This window comes from Pseudooceanicola lipolyticus (assembly GCF_002786325.1).
GTDB lineage: Bacteria > Pseudomonadota > Alphaproteobacteria > Rhodobacterales > Rhodobacteraceae > Pseudooceanicola_C > Pseudooceanicola_C lipolyticus.
On record NZ_PGTB01000006.1, the window covers coordinates 22,134 to 43,818 of the forward strand.

The 21,685-nt window shown below is 64.2% G+C and carries 19 protein-coding genes; 3 read left to right on the top strand and 16 right to left on the bottom strand.

What is annotated here, in order from left to right; translation table 11 throughout:
* The 15 genes from glpK to CVM52_RS04105 all read right to left on the bottom strand — a co-directional run bounded on the left by glpK (nt 1) and on the right by CVM52_RS04105 (nt 17,559).
* Entirely contained in the window at nt 1-1,500 is a 1,500-nt protein-coding gene (gene glpK / locus CVM52_RS04035; RefSeq protein ID WP_100161320.1) for a glycerol kinase GlpK, read from the bottom strand.
* Nucleotides 1,497-3,116: a glycerol-3-phosphate dehydrogenase gene (glpD, locus tag CVM52_RS04040; protein WP_100161321.1), complete on the bottom strand. Its 1,620-nt coding sequence runs from the start codon at nt 3,114-3,116 to the stop codon at nt 1,497-1,499. Before glpD ends, glpK begins: the two co-directional genes overlap by 4 nt.
* A 47-nt stretch (nt 3,117-3,163) precedes the next feature.
* Nucleotides 3,164-4,732 (bottom strand): acyl-CoA synthetase, encoded by a 1,569-nt coding sequence (locus tag CVM52_RS04045; protein WP_100161322.1) that lies wholly within the window; start codon nt 4,730-4,732, stop codon nt 3,164-3,166.
* Nucleotides 4,733-4,734: 2 nt separating this feature from the next.
* Nucleotides 4,735-5,751, bottom strand: a complete 1,017-nt coding sequence (locus CVM52_RS04050; RefSeq protein WP_100161323.1) for a zinc-dependent alcohol dehydrogenase family protein — start codon at nt 5,749-5,751, stop codon at nt 4,735-4,737.
* Between the two features lie 3 nt (nt 5,752-5,754).
* The gene (locus CVM52_RS04055; RefSeq protein ID WP_240620855.1) at nt 5,755-6,915 is read right to left on the bottom strand and encodes an acyl-CoA dehydrogenase family protein; all 1,161 of its coding nucleotides are present in this window, start codon (nt 6,913-6,915) and stop codon (nt 5,755-5,757) included.
* On the bottom strand, nt 6,915-7,874 hold the full coding sequence (locus CVM52_RS04060) for a branched-chain amino acid ABC transporter permease (protein WP_100161324.1): 960 nt from the start codon (nt 7,872-7,874) through the stop codon (nt 6,915-6,917). The genes CVM52_RS04055 and CVM52_RS04060 overlap by 1 nt, the downstream gene beginning before the upstream one ends.
* Nucleotides 7,871-8,731, bottom strand: coding sequence for a branched-chain amino acid ABC transporter permease (locus CVM52_RS04065; protein WP_100161325.1), 861 nt, complete (start codon nt 8,729-8,731; stop codon nt 7,871-7,873). Before CVM52_RS04065 ends, CVM52_RS04060 begins: the two co-directional genes overlap by 4 nt.
* Before the next feature lie 110 nt (nt 8,732-8,841).
* Nucleotides 8,842-10,056 carry an ABC transporter substrate-binding protein gene (locus CVM52_RS04070; RefSeq protein ID WP_100161326.1) on the bottom strand — a complete coding sequence of 405 codons (1,215 nt, stop codon included), beginning with the start codon at nt 10,054-10,056 and terminating at the stop codon, nt 8,842-8,844.
* A 56-nt stretch (nt 10,057-10,112) separates the two neighbouring features.
* Entirely contained in the window at nt 10,113-10,814 is a 702-nt protein-coding gene (locus CVM52_RS04075) for an ABC transporter ATP-binding protein (RefSeq protein ID WP_100161327.1), read from the bottom strand.
* The gene (locus CVM52_RS04080; protein ID WP_100161328.1) at nt 10,814-11,581 is read right to left on the bottom strand and encodes an ABC transporter ATP-binding protein; all 768 of its coding nucleotides are present in this window, start codon (nt 11,579-11,581) and stop codon (nt 10,814-10,816) included. Before CVM52_RS04080 ends, CVM52_RS04075 begins: the two co-directional genes overlap by 1 nt.
* Before the next feature lie 504 nt (nt 11,582-12,085).
* Entirely contained in the window at nt 12,086-13,219 is a 1,134-nt protein-coding gene (locus tag CVM52_RS04085; RefSeq protein WP_205964873.1) for an ABC transporter substrate-binding protein, read from the bottom strand.
* A 32-nt stretch (nt 13,220-13,251) separates the two neighbouring features.
* On the bottom strand, nt 13,252-14,253 hold the full coding sequence (locus CVM52_RS04090; protein WP_100161330.1) for an ABC transporter permease: 1,002 nt from the start codon (nt 14,251-14,253) through the stop codon (nt 13,252-13,254).
* Entirely contained in the window at nt 14,250-15,206 is a 957-nt protein-coding gene (locus CVM52_RS04095) for an ABC transporter permease (protein WP_100161331.1), read from the bottom strand. Before CVM52_RS04095 ends, CVM52_RS04090 begins: the two co-directional genes overlap by 4 nt.
* Nucleotides 15,206-16,717, bottom strand: coding sequence for a sugar ABC transporter ATP-binding protein (locus CVM52_RS04100; RefSeq protein ID WP_100161332.1), 1,512 nt, complete (start codon nt 16,715-16,717; stop codon nt 15,206-15,208). The genes CVM52_RS04095 and CVM52_RS04100 overlap by 1 nt, the downstream gene beginning before the upstream one ends.
* The gene (locus CVM52_RS04105; protein ID WP_100161333.1) at nt 16,714-17,559 is read right to left on the bottom strand and encodes a sugar phosphate isomerase/epimerase family protein; all 846 of its coding nucleotides are present in this window, start codon (nt 17,557-17,559) and stop codon (nt 16,714-16,716) included. The genes CVM52_RS04100 and CVM52_RS04105 overlap by 4 nt, the downstream gene beginning before the upstream one ends.
* Nucleotides 17,560-17,671: 112 nt before the next feature.
* Here CVM52_RS04105 and CVM52_RS04110 point away from each other — a divergent pair, with 112 nt between their 5' ends.
* The 3 genes from CVM52_RS04110 (at nt 17,672) to CVM52_RS04120 (ending at nt 20,755) form a co-directional block, all read left to right on the top strand.
* Entirely contained in the window at nt 17,672-18,700 is a 1,029-nt protein-coding gene (locus tag CVM52_RS04110; protein ID WP_100161334.1) for a LacI family DNA-binding transcriptional regulator, read from the top strand.
* A gap of 104 nt (nt 18,701-18,804) precedes the next feature.
* Nucleotides 18,805-19,374: a hypothetical protein gene (locus tag CVM52_RS04115; protein WP_100161382.1), complete on the top strand. Its 570-nt coding sequence runs from the start codon at nt 18,805-18,807 to the stop codon at nt 19,372-19,374.
* A 319-nt stretch (nt 19,375-19,693) separates the two neighbouring features.
* A complete protein-coding gene (locus tag CVM52_RS04120) occupies nt 19,694-20,755 on the top strand; it encodes a hypothetical protein (protein ID WP_100161335.1) in 1,062 nt (353 codons plus the stop codon).
* A gap of 213 nt (nt 20,756-20,968) precedes the next feature.
* Here the strand turns inward: CVM52_RS04120 and CVM52_RS04125 are convergent, their stop codons facing one another.
* Nucleotides 20,969-21,685: a FadR/GntR family transcriptional regulator gene (locus tag CVM52_RS04125; protein WP_100161336.1), complete on the bottom strand. Its 717-nt coding sequence runs from the start codon at nt 21,683-21,685 to the stop codon at nt 20,969-20,971.

Sequence of the window (21,685 nt, forward strand, 5' to 3'; positions counted from 1 at the left end):
TCAGGACGGATCGGCCATTGCCAGCGTCGCCTGTACCGCCTGCTTCCAGCCGGCATATCTGCGGCTTCTTTCCTGCGCCGCCATTTCCGGCTCGAAGGCGCGGTCCAGTGCCCAGCGTTCGGCAAAGCCCTGCATATCGGGATAGAGATCGGCCTTCATCCCGGCCAGCCATGCCGCGCCAAGCGCCGTGGTTTCCCGGATCTTCGGCCTGTCGACCCGGGTTGCGAGGATGTCGGACAGGAACTGCATGGCCCAGTCGTTGGCCGAGAGGCCCCCATCGACGCGCAGCACGCTGTCATCGCCAGCGGGGCTCCAATCGGCGTGCATTGCTTCCAGCAGGTCCCGTGTCTGCAGGCCAACGCTTTCCAGCGCGGCGCGGGCCAGTTCCGCCGGACCCGTGTTGCGGGTCAGCCCGAACACCGCCCCCCGGCATTGTGGCTGCCAGTACGGCGCGCCGAGCCCCGTGAAGGCGGGCACCAGCACAACCTCCTGTTGCGCGTCCGCACGCTCCGCAAGCGGCTGGCTCTGGGCCGCGCTGTCGAGAACGCCAAGGCCGTCGCGCAGCCATTGCACCGCCGCACCGGCGATGAAGATCGATCCTTCCAGCGCATAGCAGGGCCGGCCGTCCAGCTGATAGGCAATCGTCGTCAGCAGCCGGTTGCGCGACCGAACCGGTGTCGCTCCGGTGTTGAGGAGGGCAAAGCAGCCGGTGCCATAGGTCGATTTCAGCATGCCGGGCAGGAAACAGGCCTGCCCGATCGTGGCCGCCTGCTGGTCGCCGGCCACGCCCAGGATCGGGATCTCGGCACCCAGAATATCGCGCCGCGCAACGCCGAAGTCGCCGGCGCTGTCGCGCACTGTCGGCAACATCGCCATCGGAATACCCAGCATCTCGCAGATCGGTTCCGACCACCGGCCCTCGTGGATGTCATAAAGCAGCGTGCGCGCGGCATTGGTTGCATCGGTGGCATGGACCGCGCCGCCGGTGAGGTTCCAGATCAGCCAGGTATCGACGGTACCGAACAGCAACTCACCGGCGCGCGCCCGAGCCCGGGCGCCCTCGACGTGATCCAGCAGCCAGGCCAGCTTGGTCCCCGAAAAATAGGGGTCCAGCAACAACCCGGTGCGCGCGCTCACCATGTCCTCGAAGCCCCGGCCCTTCAGCGCCTCGCACAGGTCGGCGGTGCGGCGGTCCTGCCAGACGATGGCGCGATGGATCGGCCGGCCGGTCGCGCGGTCCCAGACCAAGGTGGTCTCACGCTGGTTGGTGATGCCGAGGGCGGCAATCTCGGCCGGCCTGAGACCCGCCCTGGCGATCGCCGTCCGCGCGGTGCGCAGCATCGTCTGCCACAGGTCGTCCGGCTCGTGTTCGACCCAGCCGGAGGCCGGGTAATGCTGCGCGAATTCTTCCTGCGCCGAGGCCACGGGCTGCATCTGCCCGTCAAACAGGATTGCGCGGGTCGAGGTGGTGCCCTGGTCGATGGCGAGAACATAGGTCATCCGGCGGCTCCCGTCCGATCGGCAACCGAGGCCCCGGCCGCACCCTGCATCCAGCTGTCCAGAGCGGCCATCTGTTCGGCGCTCATCCGCAGCCCCAGCTTGCTGCGGCGCCAGGCGACATCCTCGGCCCGGCGTGCGAATTCCCGTTCCATCAGCCAGCGGACCTCGCGCTCGCTCAGCGTGGCGCCAAAGTCCCGGCCCAGCTCGGCGGCGCTGCGCGCCTGCCCCAGCAGCACCCGCGCCTCGGTGCCATAGGCGCGGAACAGGCGCCGGGCCCAGGCGGCATCCAGGAACGGGTAATCGCGGCGCAAATCCGCCGTCATCCGGTCCACCTCTGCCACGGCAAAATCGCCGCCCGGCAACGCGGCGCCTGCCGTCCACGGGCCTTTGGCCGCCGCGCAATAGGGCGCTAGCTTGGCCATCGCCGCTTCGGCCAGCTTGCGATAGGTGGTGATCTTGCCGCCGAACACGTTCAGCGCCGGCAACCCGTCCGCGACGTCCAGCTTCAGGACGTAGTCCCGCGTCGCCGCCGTGGCCGAACCCGCCCCGTCATTGTAGAGCGGGCGCACGCCGGAATAGCTCCAGAGGATATCCTCCGGTCGCACCGGCACCTTGAAATAGCGCGCGGCGAAGGCGCAGAGATATTCCTGCTCCGCCTCGGTGCAGACCGGCGGTGTATCGGGATCGGCGTGATCGGCATCGGTGGTGCCGATCAGGGTAAAATCCTCCTCGTAGGGGATCGCGAAGATGATCCGCCCGTCGGTGCCCTGCAGGAAATAGGCTTTGTCATGGGCGAACAGCCTATTGGTCACGATATGGCTGCCCCGCACCAGCCGTATGGCGGCCGGGCTTTCGCTATGGGTCACGTCCCGGATGACCTCTCCCACCCAGGGCCCGGCCGCGTTGACCAGCATGCGGGCCCGGTGGTGACTCACGGCGCCGGTTTCCACATCCCGGACCACGACATGCCAGCAGCCGTCGCCGCGCTCGGCCCGCTCGACCCGGGCGCCCGTCAGGATCGTCGCCCCGCGCTCTTGCGCATCGCGGGCGTTCAGCGAGACCAGCCGCGCGTCATCAACCCAGCAATCCGAATAGACATAGGCGGCCCGGAATTCGTCGGACAGCGGCAGGCCTGCCGGATCCCGCGCCAGGTCCACCCGTTCGGTCCCCGGCAGGATCTGCCGCCCGCCCATATGGTCATAGAGAAACAGCCCCAGCCGGATCAGCCAGGCCGGCCGCCGTCCCCGCATCCACGGCATGATCGCCGCCAGCAGCCGCGAGGTCGGTGTGTCGCTCTCGAAGCGCATCTCGGGATGACAGGGCAGCACGAAGCGCATCGGCCGGCTGATATGCGGCATCGCCCGCAGCAGCACCTCGCGTTCGCGCAGGGCCTCGCGCACCAGCCGGAATTCGAAGAATTCCAGGTAGCGCAGGCCGCCGTGGAACAGCTTGGTCGAGGCCGAGGAGGTCGCCCCCGCCAGATCGCCCTTCTCGGCCAGGGTCACCGAAAGGCCCCGGCCCGCCGCGTCCCTGGCGATGCCGCAGCCGTTGATCCCGCCGCCAATGACGAAGAGATCGACAGGCCCGTCCCGGCCGGAATGGACTTGATGGATCATCTCGAGCCTCCGTTTCGAAAGAGCAGAAGATCGGCCGCGCCGGTCGCTCAGCCTTGCCCGGCCGGTTTCTGCGCCGCGGCCCGGTATTCGTCCCGCAGCCGCCGCTTATAGAGCTTGCCGGTGGCCTCGCGTGGCAGCTTGTCGCGGAAATCGACGCTGCGCGGGCACTTGATCGCCGACAGCCTGCTCCGGCAGAAGGCCACCATCTGCTCCGCCAGTTCCGGCGTGGGCGCGGTGCCCGGCATCAGCTGCACCACCGCTTTCACCTCCTCGCCGAACTCCTCGTTGGGCACGCCGATCACCGCCGCATCCTCGACCGCCGGATGCGACAGCAGCACGTCCTCGGTCTCCTGCGGGTAGATGTTCACCCCGCCCGAGATGATGACGAAGGACTTGCGGTCGGTCAGATACAGATAGCCCTCGTCATCCAGCCGCCCGATATCGCCCAGCGTCGTCCAGCCCATGGCATTGCGGCTGCGCGCGGTCTTGTCGGGATCGTTGTGATATTCGAACTGGTGACCGTTCTCGAAATAGATCTCGCCCTCGGCGCCCACGGGAAGTTCCGCCCCGGACTCGTCGCATACGTGAATCACGCCCAGCTTGGCCTGGCCGACCGAGCCCACATGGGTCAGCCATTCCGCCGTGTTCAGCGCGGTGAACCCGTTGTTTTCGGTCCCGGCGTAATATTCATGGATGATCGGCCCCCACCAATCGATCATCTGATGCTTGACATCGACGGGACAGGGGGCGGCAGCGTGCAGCGCCATGGTCATCGACGACAGGTCGAACGCCTCGCGCTCGGCCTGCGGCAGCTTGAGCAGGCGCACGAACATGGTGGGCACCCATTGGCTGTGGGTGATCCGATGCTCTTCGATCAGGCGCAAGGCGCCCATGGCATCGAACCTGTCCATGATGAACGCCGCACCGCCCATGCGGATCGTGACCATCGAATGCCGCAGTGGGGCGGCATGATAGAGCGGTGCCGGACATAGGTAACGCGTGTCGGCATCGTAGCCGAACAGCCCGGCCAGCAGGTCGATCAGCATCGACCGGCTGCCCGCCGGTTCTCCTGTCAGCGGCCATTTGATCCCCTTGGGCCGGCCGGTGGTGCCGGAGGAGTACAGCATGTCGAGGCCCTGGATCTCGTCGACGATGGGCGTTTCGGGCTGAGCGGCCAGGGCGTCCTGCCAGCTGTCGCAGCCCGGCACCGAACCGCCGACCGCGTAAACGGTGATTTCCGGCGGCAGGTCGGCGCGCAACCGGGCAAGCGTTTCCGCGAACCGGTCCGACCCGATCACCACCTGCGCCCCGCAATCGCCGATGATGTAGTGGATTTCCTCGAAGGTGAAATGCGTGCTGACGGTGGTGTAATACAGCCCCGCGCGGTCGGCGGCAAAGCAGGTTTCGAGGAACTCGCGCCGGTTGTCCATGAGGATGACGATGTGATCGCCCGCCCGCAGCCCCGCCTTCCGGAACAGCTGCGCGCCCTGGTTGGCGCGGGCCTCGAGCTGGCCAAAGGTCACCTCTTCGCCGGTGGCGCACATCCGGTAGGCCAAGCGGTTTGGGTCACGTTCGGCATGATACCGCGTGTGATAGCGTTGCGTTTCGCTGAGCATGGTCAGAATCCGATAAGTGTCTTGCCGATATGTCCGCCAGTCTTGAGATGATCGAGCGCGGGGAGCAGATCTTCGAAGGCGAAGGTTTCGCCGAGGACCGGGTGGATTTCATGCTGCTGCATGGCGGCCAGCATCGCCTCGAACCCGTCGCGATGGCCGACGGTCACGCCCTGCAGGCGCACCTGCCGCGCAACGATGGGCCCAAGCGAAGCATTCAGGTTCAGCCCCGACAACACCCCGATCATCGAAATCGTGCCGCCCGGCCGGATCGCCCTCAGCGACAGCGGCAGGGTCGCTTCGCCCCCCAGTTCGATAATGTTGTCGAAACCGCCACGATCCGCGGTGATCTGCCGGCTGGCGCGCGCCCAATCCTCGGTTTCGCGATAATTGATGACCTCGTCCGCGCCCATGCCGCGGACCATGGCCAGCTTGTCATCGCTGGAGGAAATGACGGTGACATGGGCACCGTGAATCTTGGCGAAGGCCAGGGCGAACAGCGCGACGCCGCCAGTGCCCTGGATCAGGATGCGATCGCCGGCGCGGGTGTTGCCTTGGGTGGCAATGGCGCTCCAGGCGGTCAGAGCCGCGCAAGGCAGCGTCGCGGCCTCGGCATCGGTCAGATAGTCGGGAATTCGGACAACACCTTCCTGCGACAGGCAGACCAGGTCAGCCATCACCCCGTCCAGCGGCCCGCCCAGGGCCGAAGCAAACCGGTCGGGGCTGGGATCGCCCGCCGTCCAGTTCTGGAAATAGGTCGGGCAGACGCGGTCGCCGATCGCCACGCGGGTCACGCCGGAACCGGTTGCCACCACCTCGCCGACGCCGTCGGAGACCGGTATCAGGGGCAACTCGCCCGTGGCACGGCCATAGCCCCGCAGGGGTACAATCAGATCCCGTGCATTCAGCGCGGCCATCTTCATCCTGACAACCACCTGCCCTGGTCCCGGCTCGGGCTCCGGTCGTTCGGCCAGCTTCAGGTTGTCAAAGCTCCAGTTGCCTTCAATCTGGAATACACGCATGGGTCACCGCCTGTTTGATTGGGTTGCGCGCACCGTCCCGGCCCGGGTCAGCTGCGCGACACGTTCGAGAAGCATTTCCGTCGAGCCATCTGTCAGCGCCGCGATCTGGGCGGCGGCAAGGTGACGGGCAAACGGACGTTCGGGCGCCAGGCCCTCGGCGCCCATCGCATGAAGCAGCACCGGCAGCTGCGCCTGGGCGACATCCACCGCATGGATCTTGGCCTGTGCTGACAGCAGCTGGGCCTCGCTGTCGGTTTCGATGGCCGCGATCGCCTGCGCCACCAACGCGCGCGCTGCCGCCAGCTGCGTGGCGCAGCGCGCCAGATCCAACCGCCAGGCCTGATGGCCGGCCAACGGGCGGCCAAAGCTCTGCCGTTCCGCACCGTATTCGGTTGCGGCCTCCAAGGCCGCCTGCACCATCCCACAGCACATCGCCGCAACATAGACCCGGGCGCCGTTGATCTCGGACAAGATCGACCGAAACGCCGTCCCCGGCTCAAGCAGCAGGTTCGACTCGTCCAGCCGATACCGGTTCAGCCGGAAGCCGCCCGTCCCGGTGCCAACCTGCGAAAAGGCCGATTCCCGGGCGAAGCGCTCGGCGCCCGGGGCTTTCAGGTCCACCACGAAGGCCCCGATACCGTCCCGGTCACCGAGTTCGCCGCATTGGGCGTAAACGATGGCAAGGCCGGCATGACGCGCATTGGTGATCCAGGTCTTTTCGCCATCGAGGATCCAGTCGCCGCCATCGCGCCGCGCCGTCATCCGGATCGCCGCGAAATCGGATCCGGCACCGGGTTCGGTCAGGGCGGTGCAGGCACTGATGCGCCCGTCCAGCAGGTCGGGAAGCCAGCGGGCCTTCACCTCAGAGGCAGCGCACAACGCCAGCTTGGCCGCCACGTTGTGGGTGTTGACCACCGACATGGCAAAACCGAAATCCGCCGCTGCCAGCACCTCGCAGGCCCTCGCCTTGGCCCCGAAGGGCAAGCCCAGCCCGCCCTCGGCCACCGGCAGCTCGATCCCGGTCAGGCCCAGCAGGGCAGCCGGGGGCAGCAGGTCCCGCCCCGGCCGGTCCGCCGGCCCCCAGGCGCCCGCAACCGGGGCAACCTGGTGGGTGGCGAAGGCCGCGACCTGGCTTAGCCAATCGGTCTGCGCCAACCCCGACATTATGCGCGGCCCCGCCCGGCGACTTTTGCCCAGAGGTCGGACACCACACCGACGATCCCGCGCGGCATGAAGATCGTCGCCAGCACCAGCACCAGCCCGTAGATGATCAGCCGGAAGCTGTCGGCAAAGCGAAGGTATTCCGGCAGAAAGACCACGATGAAAGCGCCGATAACCGGCCCAGTGATCGTTCCCGATCCGCCCATGATGACCGCCAAGATGGCATCAAGCGACTGGGCGACCCCAAAGATCTCGGGATTGATGAAGCTTTGGTAATGGGCATAGATCGCGCCGGCCAGGCCCGCGAACATGGCGCTGACGACAAAGGCAAAGAGCTTGTATTTCCAGGTGGGAATGCCGATGGCGCCCACGAGGTCCTCGTTTTGGCGGATCGCCACGAGGATCTGGCCGATGCGCGAATGCACGATGCGGGCGGCGACGATGACCATCAGCACGGCGACGGCCAGGACGAAGTAGTAATAGACCATCCGATCGCTGAAATCGATCAGCCCGCCTTCGCCGCCGGGCTTGGGTATGCCCATAAGACCGGCCTCGCCATTGGTCAGATGCGAGAAGTTCATCAGCACGATGAAGATCACCATGTTGAAGGCCAGCGTCACGATGGCAAAGTAGTGGCCCTTGACCCGCAGGCTCGGATATCCGGTGGCCAGCGCGAAGACGGCGGTGACCAGCGGCGCAAGCAGGATGGTCAGCCAGACCGGCAGATCAAAGTTCAGCCCAAGGAGCGCGGTGGTATAGGCACCAATCCCCATGAACCCGGCCTGCACGATCGAGACATAGCCGGTGTAGCCCTGGATCAGGTTCTGACCCTGCGCCATGATCACCCAAACCAGCGCGAGAATGCTGAGATGCAGGTAATACTTGACCGTTATCAGCTGCGGTAGCGCGATGAAGAAGGCCAGCGCCACGGCATAGAAAATATAGTTGGAAGACTTGCTCACGACGTTTTCCCCATCAGCCCCTGCGGGCGCACCAGAAGCACGGCGATCATCACCACAAAGGCGATGACATCCTTGTAGGCGGACGAAATGAACCCGGCGGCCAGCGATTCCGTGATCCCCAGGACGACGCCGCCAATGATGGCACCCGGGAAGGAGCCCAGCCCGCCCAGGATCAGCACGGCAAACCCCTTGACGACGAGTCCCTCGCCGATGCCCGGCGCAATGGCGAAAAGCGAGCCCACCATGACACCGGCCGTTACACCGAGCGCCGTCGAGATGCCGAAGACAATCAACGGGATGGTGTTGACGTTGACCCCCATCAGGATCGCCGCATCGCGGTTCTCGGCCAGCGCGCGGATCGCCTGCCCCGCCTTGGTGCGTTCGACGAAGATGGCCATCGCAGCGACCAGGATCGCAGCTGACAGGATCACATAGAGCCGCAGTTCCGGGATCGTCACGCCGCCGATGTTGAAGACCCGGCTGGCGCTGGTCGGAATCACAACTTGCTCGGCACCGAAGAACTGCAGGTTGATGCCCTCGACCATCATGGTCAGGCCCAGGGCGACGATGAAGGCGTTGATATGGTTGGCGTTTCGCACGGGCCGATACGCCAGGAATTCGATCACCACGCCGAGGGCAAAGCCCGTGATCACGGCGATGGCGATGGCTCCGAACAGCGGAACCCCCTGCGATGCGACCAGGAAGTAGGTCAGGTAACCGCCGAACATGGACACCGATCCATGTGCGAAATGGGCAATGCCCAGGATGCCGAAAACGGTGGTCAGGCCCAGAGCGATCAGGACATAGACCCCTCCGATCGCGACCCCGTTAACGATTTGCTGGAAGATTTCGATCATCTCTAAGGCTTTCGTTGCGCACAGACCGGGCGATCGGCGGAAGGGCCGCCGTCATGCGGGCCGGATTACGAAAGCGGGCGGGTCGCCACCGGGCGACCCGCGCCGCATCTTCAGTCAAGCGTGCTCAGGAATTCCGAGTAGGCCGCGGCGTCCGACGGCAGATCCTCGACAAAGACCCAGTGCCCGTCCTGCCACTGGAAGGCGCCGTTCGAGGTGTAGGCCTGGCCGTTGCTGTCGAACATCTTGCCGTCGACCGGCAGATACTGCATCACCACTTCGTCCGGCACCGGCAGGTCGCGCAGTGCGGCGGCCACGGCCTCGGTGTCCTCGACCGTTCCGGCGGCTTCCAGCGCATCTTTCAGCGCATAGGTCTGGTCATAGGCATAGGGCGAACTTGGCGAGGGCGAGATGCCGAATTTCTCGGAATAGTTCTCGTGGTAGGCGATGCCGTTTTCGGTTGCTGACAACAGGGTAAGTTCGGTGGGGCGCAGGTCCCAGACACCTTCCATCTGCTCCGAGGTGGCAACCCGCAGGAACTGTTCCTCGCTGCCGCTGGTGAACCCATAGCGCGGCACGTCGATGCCAAGCTCGACCGCCTGGCGATATACGAAGGCCGCCGGTTCCACATAGCCCACCACCAGGATCGCATCCGGCTCCATGCCGCGGATCTTGGTCAACTGGGGCGTCATGTCCCGGTCCTTGAGCGCAAAAAGCTCCTTGGTGATGATCTCGCCACCGGCGGCGTTCAGCTCCGCCTCGAAGGCGTCGACATAGCTGGCATAGAACCCGACTTCGAGCGCGCCCAGCACGGCCACCCGCTTGTGGCCCTTGCCGGCCACGAACTTGCCGGCAGCCGCACCGGTATAGTCCGCTGGCGGCCGCGTCCGCACCAGGTTTTCGATTCCCTGCGTGGTGATCGAGCGTTCGGCCGCGTTGCCCACCAGCATCACCGCATCTTCGTTCGAGATGAACGAGGCGACGGCCCCGGTTGCACCCGAACAGCAGAAACCAAGGATGTACTTGACCCCGTCGCGGTCGATCAGCTTGCGCACAGCATTCGACGCTTCTGTCGGATTGGCCTTGTCGTCATAGGCGATGACGTTGAGCTTGTAGACGTCGTCGCCCACCTTGATGCCGCCGGCGGCGTTGATCTCCTCGGCGGCCATCTGCACCGCATTGGCCTGCGGCAGTCCGTAAACGGCTGCACCACCGGTCAGGGCATCGGTGACGCCGATGTCCAGCGTTCGGTCCTTGGCCAGGGACGCGGTCGCGCCCAGGGCCAGTGCCACGAGGGCAGTAGTGAACTTGAATGTACCGAGACTCATGTCGGTTTCCTCCTCCGTTGAATTCGCGCGACGGGCTTTCCCAAGTCCCGCCCGCTTCAGTGGCCCAGGTAGGCCTTGGCGACCTCGGGGTGGGATTGCAGCTCCTCCCCGGTGCCCTCCAGTACGATTTCGCCGGCCTCGAACAGATAGGCGCGGTCGGCCAGCCGGAGCGCCATCAGCGAGTTCTGTTCCACCAGCAGAATTGTCTTACCCATCCCCTTGACCCGCTCGATGGTCTCGCCGACCTCGGCAACGATCTTGGGCGCCAGGCCCAGCGACGGTTCATCAAAGATGCAGAGCTTTGGCCGCGCCATCAGCGCCCGGCCGATTGCCAGCATCTCCTGTTCCCCGCCCGACAGCGTGCCCGCTGCCTGACCGGCCCGCTGTCGCAGGATCGGGAACATGTCCATCATCTCTTCGAGGTCGCTGGCCTGGGCATCGTCGGTACGGGCATAGGCGCCCATGCGCAGGTTCTTCACCACGTTCATCTGCGGGAACACCTGCCGGCCTTCGGGGCACATGGTGATCCCCGCCCGAACGATGGCATGGCCCGCCTGGTTGGTGATGTCCTGTCCGTCGAAGCGGATCGACCCGTCCCGCGCCTTGATCAACCCACAGATCGCCTTCAGCGTCGAAGACTTGCCGGCCCCGTTGGCGCCGATCAACGCCACGCATTCGCCTTCCTTGACATCCAAATCGATGCCATGCACCACCTCGATCGGGCCATAGCTGACCCGCAAACCGCGTACTTCCAGCATCAGACGGATTCCCCCAGATAGGCGTCGATCACCGCCTGGCTGCTCCGGATCTCGGCCGGTGTGCCATCGGCGATCTTGGAGCCGAAATTGAGCACGACGATGCGGTCGCAGACCTCCATGATCAGGGCCATGTGGTGTTCAATCACCAGCACGGCGATCCCCCGGTCGCGGATGGATTTGATCAACTCGCTCAGCGTCTTGCGCTCGTGCGAGACAAGTCCTGCCGCCGGTTCGTCAAGCAGAACGATCTTCGGTTCCGACGCCAGCGCCGTGGCAATCATCAGGAAGCGCTGCTGCGCCGAGGAAATGGTGCCGACCGCATCATCGGCAACGGCGGCGAGCCCGGTGACCTCGAGCAGATCCTGCACGCGGGCCTCGATCGCTTCGACCTCGCCCTGGTGCCGGCCAATGCCGAAAATCGAGGACAGCGGCGGAGATTTGAGCGTTGGTTCGCAGCCCAGCGTGATCTGCTGCCGCACCGTGAACTCCGGAAACACGCTGGCGGTCTGAAAGGTGCGTGCCAGGCCCAGTTCCACCCGTTCGGGTTCCGGCAGGTGCTGGATATGCGCACCGGCCAGCAGGATCTCACCGGATGTCACCGGGAATAGCCCGGCAAGGGAATTCACCGTTGTCGACTTGCCGGACCCGTTGGGACCGATCAGCCCCATCACCTCTCCGGGCTGCACTTCAAAGGTGAGATCCCTGATCGCGTGCACGCCACCAAAGGACTTGCACAACCGCTCGACGCGCAAAACCGCTGTCGTCATGAGTGGCCTCCTCCCTGCCTACTCGGACATTTCCTAGTGGGTATCCGAACGGTGCGAGGGCCGGAAACGCAAAGATTGGGAGGCTTCATCTAATTTTTAGATGCCCCTGACAGGGCCAGCCTTGTCCGGACGCACCGAGCAAAGCAACCATGTGACCACCACTGATTTGGCGCCCCTGCATCGGGTTAAAAACTGTTTCTGCCCCAAGGCATGGCAGGCAGTGGGACGCTCTCCGGGGATGAAGGCAAACAACCGGCGCGGACACCAGAACGCCCCGGCGCCGGATCCGGGCAACTGCCACCGCGTGGGGTGACCGCCATCCGGCGCCTCTAGGATGATGACAGCATCATTGTCGCGAAGATGACCCTGGCCAAGCCGCCAGCAATCCTGCGCTTGGTCCGCGAACCCAATATGTGACCCCAGCCGCACATGGCAGCCCTGCGGTCACCCAGAGTTAAATGCGCCCCGCCCTTTAGCGGCGGGGCACCTGCCGTGTCTCAGGCCCTATTTGCCACCCCAGCGCTCGGGATAGTTCTCCATCCCCTCGCAACCGCACATGGCATAGTGCAGCGGCGGCATGTCCGGGTTGACGTATTCGGACAGGTTCTCGTTGGTGATCGCGGGTTGCGGCAGGTTCCAGGACGGGCCCGGGATCTCTTCGCCGTTCATGATCTTGACGGCGGCGATGATCGGGCTGCGCCACTGATAGGTGGGATAGGTGGGCGCGATGGTGTTCATGCCCAACTCCTGCCATTTCTGCAGGAAATCCTGCTGGTCCTCGCCAGTGACGATGGGCACCGGCATGCCCATATCCTCGAAGGCCTCGATCGCGGCAACCGAAGTGGCACCTGCATCCATCCAAACCGCGTCAAGCTGCCCTTCGCGCTGGATGTAATCTTCGACGATCGACTTTGTCTTCGCACGATCCCCATCGGTGAACTCGGCGCCGACAATCTCCAAACCTGCTTCTTCCAGGATCCGGCGCGCCGCGGAATGACGGGTTTCCAGAACATCGACACCGGGCAGGATGCGCAGCATCAGAACCTTGCCATTCTCCGGCGCGTTTTCGGCGATGAACTCGGCGGATTGGATCCCGAAACCATAGCCGCCCACCGGCTTGATGAAAGTCACCGGGCAATCGGTGTTCACGCCGCGGTCAAAGACGATCACCGGCACCTGCTCGCAGGCCCTTTCCACCGCGGGTGTCAGCGCCGCCGTGGTGTTGGGCGAGACGATCAGGACATTGCACTGCCCACCTGCCAGCAAGTCGTCGATATCGGCGATCTGCTTGTCATCCGAACCTTCCGCGTCGGTGACGATGAAATCGGCAATCTTGTCCGGATGGCGCTCGACCTCGGCCTGCATGGTGGTCCAGCCGACCACCCGCCAGGGGTTGTTGACCCCGGCGTTCGAAAAGCAGACCGTGCCGGCTCCATCAACGGCATGGGCGCTGGTATCCACCATCTCCTCGCCGAAATACTGCATCCAGGGTTCCTGCTCTGGCCCGTTCGGTTCGGAGTTCAGCAACTCTTGCTGCCGGGCGAACTCCTCGGGATCGTCGAAGTTTTGCGCCACGGCCGGCAGGGCCAGCATGGCCATTACCGCGACTGCGCTGGTTGTCGTTCTGAAAATTCCCATTGGCTTTCTCCTCCTCAAAAAGCGGGTCGTATTCATTCAATCCCGTGGCGCCGCCGCCGAAACGCGGCCAGGGCGACAGCTGTGATCAGGATCAGGCCCTGCACCACGTCGCGCAGCGGTTTCGGCAGGCCCAGGAAATTGAGCAAGGTGAACAGCGCCTGCAAAACCAGTGCCCCGGTGAAGGCGCCGCCGACCGTGCCATATCCCCCCAGCAGGCGGGCGCCGCCCAACACCGCCGCGGTGATCGATTGCAATTCCAGCCCGAGGCCGACATCGGTCGAGACCCCCGCAAACCCGCCCAGCAGTATTCCTGCGATCACCGCGGATACCGATGACAGGACAAAGGCGGCGATCCGAACCCGCGCCACCGGCACACCGGCCAGAAGCGCGGCGCGCGGATTGTCACCAACCGAGTGCAACAGTTTGCCATAGTTGGTGCGATGCATCGCCCACCAAAGCAGCGCACAGATGATGACCATAACGATCACCGCGATCGGCAGGATGGTGACCAGCGGGACATCCTTGAGAATATAGCGCCCGAAAAAGCGATAGCTGTCGGGCAGATAGCCGCGCGGCGCACCGCCGGACCAGGTCAGAGCGATGCCGCCGAGTGAAATCATCATGCCCAGGGTGGCGATGATCGATGGCACCTTCAGATAGGACACCACCACGCCGTTGATCACGCCCACAACAACCCCGGCAGCCAGCATGGCCGGGATCACCAGCCAGACCGCCTCTGCGTTGCCGCCCAACAGGATCGAACTGCCGATCACCGTCAGCGTCACCAGCGCGCCCTGGCTCAGATCGAAACCTCCGGAGGTCAGCACGAAGACCTGCCCGGCGGCCAGGATCGCGATTGGCGCCGCGCGTTTCAGGAAATTCATATAGCCGAACGGCTGCAGAAAGGCGGGCGACAGGATGACGATGGCGATCAGCAGCACGGCCAGCAACCAGACCGCGGGATTGACGCGTCCCAAAAGAGCGCCGGGACCGGGCCGGTTGCGCCGCGCGGGATCGATGGCTTTGTCGGTCATGCCGTGATCCTTTTGCTGCGTGCCACGTAAAAGGCGACGGCGGCGATAATTATGACGCCGCGCAAGATCTGTTTCGCAAAGGCGTCGATACCGGCGAGATTGAAAGTGGCATCAATCAGCGAAAAGATCATCACCCCCATAAGTGTGCCCCAGACACCGCCGCGCCCCCCCGCAAGCACGGTGCCCCCGATCACCACGACAGCGATGGATTCCAGGTCATAGACACCATCCCGGCCGATCCAGGGTGCCCCGGAACGCAGGCGGCTGGCCAGATAGAGGCCGGCGATCGCCGCGCAGGTCGAACACAGGACATGCGCCATGATCTTGACCCGGTCCGTCGCAATGCCGGCAAGCTTGGCAGCGGCTTCATTCCCGCCCACCGCGTAGAAATTCGACCCCGGCCGGGTAAAGCGCAGGAAAACCCAGGCGAGCACGGTCAGCGCCAGCAGAAACACCAAGCTGACCGGCAGTCCTGCAACCGTGCCATAGGCAAAGCTCTGGAACGACTCGGGCACCGCGCCGGCAAAATTGTTGAATGATGCCGACAGCAGCCCCTGCAGGATCAACGCCATGCCCAGCGTGGCGATCAGCGGGTTCACCTGCAACTTGGCTATGACCAGCCCGTTCACCAGCCCGATCAGAACTCCGACGGTCAGCACCAGCGCGATGGCGGGCAACATCCGCGACGGGTCGCCATCCATGACAAAGGATGCCAGGACCGCGGAAACCGAAATCAGGTTCGCCACCGACAGATCGATCGAGGCAACCAGGATTGCGAAGGTCTGCCCGACGGCGGTGATCCCCAGCGCGATGGAACGCCCGAGGATGGTCAGGATGTTGTCAAAGCTGAGATATTGCATCTGACCGGTCCCGACGGCGACACCGGCATAGACCGCCAGCGCCGTCGCAAGCAGCAGAAGCGGGACAAGGGTGGTCAGGCGCAGGCGCGGCATCAGGCGACCCTTTCCTGCGCATGGGCCCCGTGCGTCGCGGCCCGCATCACCGCCGCCTCGGTCGCGGACCGGTCGAATTCGGCCACGATCCGACCTTCCTGCATCACCAGAATCCGGTCCGAAAGACCCAGCACCTCGGGCAGGTCCGATGACACCACCAGCACCGCGGCGCCTTCGTCGGCGATCCGGCGCATCTCGGCATAGATTGCGGCCTTGGTGTTCACGTCGATGCCACGGGTCGGCTCGACGAACAGGAACACCCGTGGCGCCAGCGCCATCCAGCGCGCGACGATGGCTTTCTGCTGGTTGCCGCCCGACAGCGCGCCGATGGGAATGCCGTAATGCGCGGCGCGCAGATCCAGCGCGTCGAACCGCCGGGACATCGCGGCGGTATCGCCATGCGGGGTCCGTTCCGGCCGGCCGGCCAATGACGAAAAGGCGCGCGGCCCCAGCATTCCGTTGTCGAGCACCGACTGGGTCAAGGCCAGGCCTTCGGATTTCCGGTCCCCCGGCAGCAATCCGATCCCCGCCTGGATCGCGTCACGCGGACGGGTCATCCGCAACGCCGTGCCATCGATCGTCACTTCGCCTTGCTGGAACGGCTCTGCGCCGAACAGCGCCATCGCCAGGGCGGCGCGCCCCGCCCCCTGCACCCCCGCCAGCCCGACGATTTCGCCGCCATGCAAGTCGAGGTCGATGTCATGCAGCCGGTCGTTCCCGCCGCCCCGCACCGTCAGGCGCACCGGGCCGCGCCGCTCGCCCGCCTCGGGGTAGAATTGCTCGATGTCCCGACCCACCATGGCATTCACGATCCGGTCGGCCGCCGGCACGTGATCGAAGCTCGCCGTCACCGCGCCGTCCTTGAGCACCGTGACCCGGTCGGCCAGCCGCTGGATCTCGGGCATGCGGTGGCTGATGTAGACGATGGCGTGGCCCTCGTCGCGCAACCGGTCGATCAGGTCGAAGAGGATGGCGCATTCCGCGTCGTTCAGCGCGGCCGTGGGCTCGTCCATCACGATGACCTTGGCCGCGCGGGACAGCGCCTTGGCGATTTCCACCATCTGCTGTTCCGAGATCGCCAGATCCCCCACCCGCGTGTCAGGCCCGAAGCGGCGCATTTCGCCGAAAATCCGCAGCGCCCGCTCGGTATCGGCGGCCATCCTGCGCCGATCGAGGAACCCATGCCGCTCAGGCTCGCGCCCCAGAAAGATGTTTTCCGCGACCGAGCGGTCGGGCAGCAGCGACAATTCCTGGTGAATGACACAGATGCCGGCGTTCAGCGCCTCCAGCGGCGTGGCAAAGCGGCTGGGAGTCCCGCCCATGAGGATCTCGCCGGCATCCGCGTGATAGACACCCGAGAGGATTTTCATCAGCGTCGATTTTCCGGCGCCGTTCTCGCCCACCAGCGCATGCACTTCGCCGGTTCGGCAAATAAAATCCACCGTCTTGAGGGCGCGCACACCGGGAAAGCTTTTCTCGATGCCCCTCAATTCAATGATCGCGCTGCTCATGCCGGCTCCATGGCGGAGCGAATGGCCTGCGCACCGTCGCGAAACAGCGTCTCGAGATCCGGGAAGAGCGGCCGCCAAACACGGGTCGCCGCGGCCAGATCGGGCAGACCCGACCCGAAGGCCTCGACCACAACGGGCCCGTCGAACCCGGTGGCCTTCACCGCGTGCAGGATCGCCGGAAAATCCACCTGCCCGGTTCCCGGCACGCCGCGGTCGTTCTCCGACACATGCAGTACGTGGATCGCCTCCCCCAGATGCGCGATCGCGGCCAGTTGGTCCTTTTCCTCGATATGCGCATGAAAGGTGTCGTACATGATACCGAAGGCCGGATGATCGACCCGTTCCACATAGGCGCGTGCCTGTTCGGCCGTGTTCAGGAAATGGGTCTCGAAGCGGTTCAGCGGTTCCAGCGCAAGCAACATGCCGCGGCGCTGTGCCTCTTCCGCCATCTGGTGATGCGCCTCTGCGCCGCGGGCCAACTCCTCCTCGGTCGGACCGGCCCAGCTGAATTCCCCGATAGGCGCGTGGAAAGGGCCGCCCACGGTCTCCGCCCCCAGCGCCTCGGCACAGTCCAGAATCCAGGCGAGATGCGCGCGCCCGGCCTCGCGAATGGCAGGATCAGCACTGGTCGGATCCGCGTCCGGATGGGTGATCGCCGTGCACCCCCGGCTTAGGCCGACCTTGTCCAGACGCGCGGCGGCGCGGGCATAGTCCTGCGGACCTCCTGACAGCATGGGCAGTTCGATATGATCGAACCCCGCCTCCTCCGCCAGCTCAAACAGCGAAAACTGTTCCGGCCCGACATGACCGGAAGCGCACAGCAGATTGATGCCGAGCCGCATGGTTCCTCCCCCTGCCGGATTTCCCGGCCTTAGGTTGAGATGAGCATAGGAACCGCCCTGTGTAAAGGTTTACATTCGACTTCTGCAGCGCGCGCCCCTAAGATCACCCGCGATGAAACCGCCCGAAAAGAAAGCCACGATTGCCGACGTCGCCCGCATGGCCGGGGTGTCGACCGCAACGGTCAGCCGCAGCCTGAGCGCCCCCGGCATCGTGTCGGCGGAAACCCGGGCGCGGGTGACCGCCGCAGTCTCGCAGACGGGCTATATCGCGAATTCCGCCGCCCAGACCCTGCGCCGCCGCCGGGCGGATGCTGTTGTGGTGGCGGTCCCGGATCTCGGCAATACGTTCTTTTCCGAAATCATCTCGGGAATAGAAACCCTGGCCCGCGAACGTGGTGTTGCGGTCCTGGTTTCCGATGTGCCCCGAGGCGGCAACGCCGGTCAGCGCCTGTCCGACCTGCTCGACGCCGGGCGTGCCGACGGTGCGCTGGTTCTGCATGGTGCGCTCTTGCCCGGCGCCGCCGCAAAGGGGCGGCACTGGAAACTTGTCACCGTGTCAGAACAGCTTCCCGCGTCCGGTGAAGAGGAAGCGACCTTTGCACATGTGGGGATCGACAACACCGCCGCCGCCGCAGATGCGACGCGCTTTCTGATCGGGCTGGGTCACCGGCAGATTCTGCATCTCACCGGCCCGACAAACTCGATTCTGACAAGCCAGCGCGCCGCAGGGTACCAGCAGGCCATGCAAGAGGCGGGACTTGCCACGGCGTTGGCAAGCAGAGGCGGCGACTTCACCATTGCCAGCGGCTACAAGGCCGCCCGCGCCTTGTTGGCCACGGGCGACCTTCCCGATGCACTGTTCTGCGCCAATGACGAAATGGCGATTGGCGCGATGAACGCCCTGGTCGGTGGCGGCATTTCCGTTCCCGGAGATATTTCGGTGATCGGACTGGATGATATCGCCTTCGCCGCCTGGTCCAATCCGCCGCTGACGACGATCCGACAGCCGCGCCGCACAATCGGACAACTAGCCATGAAAGAACTGCTTGCGCAGATCGACGGCGCTCCCCCCTCGGCACCGGTTCACGTCGCGCATGACATCATAGAACGAAACAGCACCCGCTTGCGGCGGACCAGCTGAACCTGTCAGCACATTTTTCTTAACAGATAAGTTTGCATCGGTCAGGCTGCGCCCGTCGGACAACACATCGAGATGCGACAACGACGCCAATGGGAGGAAACAAGATGTCGAACGCGCCTGAAACCTATCAGTCGGGGCCAAACGGAATGATCCCGAACAGCCGTTTTCCGCTGCTGATCCATCGCAACGCGGTTCCCGGCGGCGGCGAGAAAGCCGTTCGGCAACTGTTTCAGAAGCATGGCTGGCTGAACAACTGGAGCTATCCGGGCATTTATACCTACGGCCATTTTCACTCAACGACGCATGAATGCCTGGGCTGCGCCGCGGGGTTTATGGAGATCGAAATCTTTGGCATGGGGGGCACCCGCGTTCGAGTAGATGCGGGCGATGTCATTGTCATGCCCGCGGGGGTGTCGCATGCGATGACCGACAATTCCGACGACGTTCTGATGGTTGGCGGTTATCCCGACGGGCGCGAGTGGGACAACCTGCCCGATGACAGCCTCACCCCCAGGTCGCGCTATCTGGCGGCGAAGCTGATCATGTCCCTGCCGATCCCTTCCCGCGATCCGGTCACCGGCGGAGCCATGCGGGAATGGCTGGACCTGCCCTCTTCGGTCGATTCCGGCTGGAACGACTATCGCGACACCTTGGATTCCGAACGGGACTGGTGAATGGCAGGGCGGGCGCCGATCTGCGAGGTCCTCAACAGGATCCGCAGCGGTTTTCATGTTGCCAAACATTATCCAGAACCAGCCACGTGGCGGTGTTCACGCATCGCGGGGGAATATGCGTTTGCCGATTAACTGGTGATCAATTCTCCGCAATTGAAGCCTCCGGCAAACGCGGCGCGAATAACTGCCACAGCAATTGATGTCTTGACTCCAACAAGCAATCCAAGGTCTTGAGAATTGGGGGACAATCCTGACCTCTTGTGTGTTTAACAGTGCAAGGCTCAGCTTGGCTGGCCTGTGATTTGTAGAAAGGCTTAATATGACCATTATCTCTGGCACCCGTTTTGATGACGTAATCAGTGCAACTTCGCGCCAGGGTGACATCTTGAAGGGACTGGTTGGAAACGACACGTTCGAATTTTACGGCATGAGCCAAGAGGATCGATTTGTCGGTGGGCGCGGGGATGACACGCTCACCGGTATCGAGATCGATATCGAAGCGGCAGCATTTGAAACGCAGGCGCTTGGAACCACATTTGTCGGTGGCCGGGGGGTGGACACCGTCGAATACTCGATATCGGTCACTCTGCCCACGCTGAAGCTGAGCAGCTTTGGCATGAAACTAAATAGCGTCGAATTCCGCGACTACGATCTTACGCTCACGGGGAATTACGCGGGCCCGGAAGATACGTTTAAGATTCTCGGAAAAAACGCGGCGGAGATTGTAGCGATCCGCGATGTGCTTCTTCTCAGTGATATCGACACGCTGAAGGTTAATCTTCGCGGCGGCAATGACACGCTCACGGTGGATGTCGGGTCGCTCGACCATATCTTTGTCAACACCGGCGGCGGCGGCGATACCGTGGTGATGCACAGTTCCGTCGACGGTGCCGTCATCAATCTCGGGGCCGGCAATGACCGGATCATCATGGACAGCTATCACCGTGAAACGGTCAAGGCGGGCAAGGGCAATGACACCATCGTCCTGGACCACGCACTTTGGACCGTTCACACCGATACGGTGACGACCGGTGGCGGCCGCGACAAGATTATCGTTGGCGGACAGCCAATCGTGACGGCTCCTCTGGGCAACGTGGTCGATTTCAATGCCAAGCGCGACAAGATCGGCCTGGCGGTTGATGGCAATGGCACCAAGCCTTTCGATGTCGTGTATTCGCAACAGGAACTCACCCAAGAACTCGCGACCAATCCCGATGCCTATCGCACCGAGTATTGGTTGATGGACAACAAGGCCGGCACGCTTGGCTTTGTCTATAACGGGGCGGTCAAGGAAGTCCTGGATTTCGGCGGGTCGATCGCGCTTGATGATCAGAACTTCTTCAAGGTCGACGAGAATTACGGCTATGATTTCCTGCTCTAACGCCGTGGCCTGAGCCGGGTGGCCGACCTTGGCGCTGCCCGGTTCCGGGGGCGGCGCCCATCACGTCGTGAGCACCGGGATATTCGCCGTCGTGAACGGCATCCGCGAATTGTTTCCGCCGCACCGAGACGAGCGAACCGTCAGGGCCTTGCGCGGTCATTCCGGCGTCAGAGGTGGTGCGGGGGGCGCGGCAAAGGAAGGCCAGTCAGACTGTCAGGCAATGCCGGCGTGGTCAGTGATGCGCGCCCTCGCCTGCAGCAAGTGATAGGCCATCGCGACACCCGCGGCCTCGCCGTCACCCGCGCGGATCGCCTCCAAAATCTGCCGGTGTTCGCTGATCACCACGTCGATCCGGGCCTGCGTGCCCTCGCGAGTCAGCTTTTGCGCCACATCGATACCCTGTTCGATAGCATCGCGCGCGCAATCGAGCATTTGCACGAAAACGTCGTTGCCCGAGGCAATGGCGATGGCGTGGTGAAACTGGTAATCGGCTTCAAAGGAGGGCGTGCGCGCCTGCATGGAATCCTCAAGCGCCTGCAGCGCCGCTTCGATCCGCGCGATGTCCTTGGAATTTGCACGCAACGCGGCCATGCGGGCCGTCGCCTGCTCGACCGTGATGCGCGCCTCTACCGCGCGCATCAAGCCTGCGACGGAACCGGCCGTGGCATATTCGATCAGCTTTTCCGACGGGCGGCGTCGCACGAAGGTCCCGACCCCGCGACGCGCCTCGACCAGCCCGTCTTCCTGCAGCTTGCGCAAGGCCTCGCGCACAACCGGCCGCGACACGCCGAAGGCGGTGGCGATCTGGTTTTCTGAGGGCAGCTTCTCGCTCTGGGCGAGCTTGTTTGAGACGATCTGCTCGAGGATCTGCCCGTAGAGCTGATCGGCCAGCGTCTGGCGCTTCTTGATCTTCAGTTTTGGCGCATCCAC